Below are 1,513 nucleotides of genomic sequence, written 5' to 3' on the forward strand. Positions count from 1 at the left end.
CCGACATTGATTGTGTCCAACCGGTTCGGGTGAGGATGGTCTTGCTCGTTCGCCGCTGGTGATGACCCACCTTCCGACTGACGACCTGCTGGTTTGTCTTTCACTTGATTTGTCTCACCAGCGACGTGCGGGCAAGCACCGCCGAGGATCCGGCGGGGCGGACATGACCTAATCAGGAGCCTGGCCGTTCCTCATCAATGTCTTGTCTGGCCCGCCCCGCCGGGTTGTCACCCACCGCACAGTCCGTTACTACGGAGAGGACACCATCATGGTGACATCCCCACGCCGAGTCGTCATCGGCGCCGACACCCATCTGGACACCATCCACGTCGCGGCCATCACCGACACCGGCCAACTCCTCGGCGACGCGGAATTCCGCACCAACCCCACCGGCTACTGGGCCGCGATCTGCTGGGCCCGCAGCTTCGGTGACATCGTGAGCGTTGGAGTCGAGGGAACCAGCAGCTACGGCGCGGGGCTCGCGCAAGCATTGCAGGCCAACGATATTCACGTCGTTGAAGTCAACCGACCCGACCGAGCGGCCAGGCGCAGGCAAGGAAAATCCGACCCGCTCGATGCCTACAGTGCCGCGCGAGCGGTGTTGGCCGGCGACGCCCTGGCCGTCCCCAAAGATCCCCACACCACTGCACTCAAAGCCTTGCTGACCGCCCGCCGCGGCGCAGTCAAAGCCCGCACCGCAGCCATCCAGCAGATCAAAGACCTGCTCGTCACCGCGCCCGCCGAGCTACGCGAGCGCTACCGCCGCTACACCACCACACTGACGCTGGTGCAGGCACTGGCCCGGTGCGAGCCCGCCGCCGGCCACGATCCGGTCATCAGCGCCGTGCTGATGTCTTGCAAAGCTCTGGCGCAGCGCGTCGAGTTCCTCGAACGCCAAACCGATGACCTCACCGCCGAAATCGATACCCTGACCACCGCGATCAATCCCGCACTCCGGGCCGCCTACGGCGTCGGCCCCGACACCGCCGCTCAACTGATCATCACCGCCGGCACCAACCCCCAGCGGCTCCGCAGCGAAGCCTCCTTCGCGATGCTCGCCGGAGTCGCACCCATCCCGGCCTCATCAGGAAAAACCAACCGCCACAGACTCTCCCGCGGCGGTGACCGCGCCGCCAACAACGCCCTATACCGCATCGCCCTAGTCCGCATGTCCCACGACCCACGGACCCGCGACTACGTCACCCGCCAAATCACTGCCGGACGGTCAAAGAAAGACGTCCTGCGCCTGCTCAAACGCGCGATCGCCCGCGAGATGTTCAAACACCTCACCGCGCCGTGCCCGATCGACGACTACACCGACCTGCGCCCAACTCGTCGAGCCCAAAACATCACCCTCGCCGCCGTCGCCGACCACTTCGGCGTCTGGCCCAACGACATCTCCCGCCTCGAACGCGGCCTCAAACGCGACGACACCCTCGCCAACAACTACCGCCAATGGCTAAACGCCCAGCTCACCCACGCCGCTTGACATTTAACAAAGATAGGAGCATCA

General features: G+C 65.0%; 1 protein-coding gene. It reads left to right on the forward strand.

The features are described from left to right. Window positions 1–268: 268 nt before the first annotated feature. Window positions 269–1,489, forward strand: coding sequence for an IS110 family transposase (locus ACWDTP_RS38400; protein ID WP_450028436.1), 1,221 nt, complete (start codon window positions 269–271; stop codon window positions 1,487–1,489). Window positions 1,490–1,513: the final 24 nt, after the last annotated feature.

The organism is Mycobacterium sp. NPDC003449 (assembly GCF_053588415.1).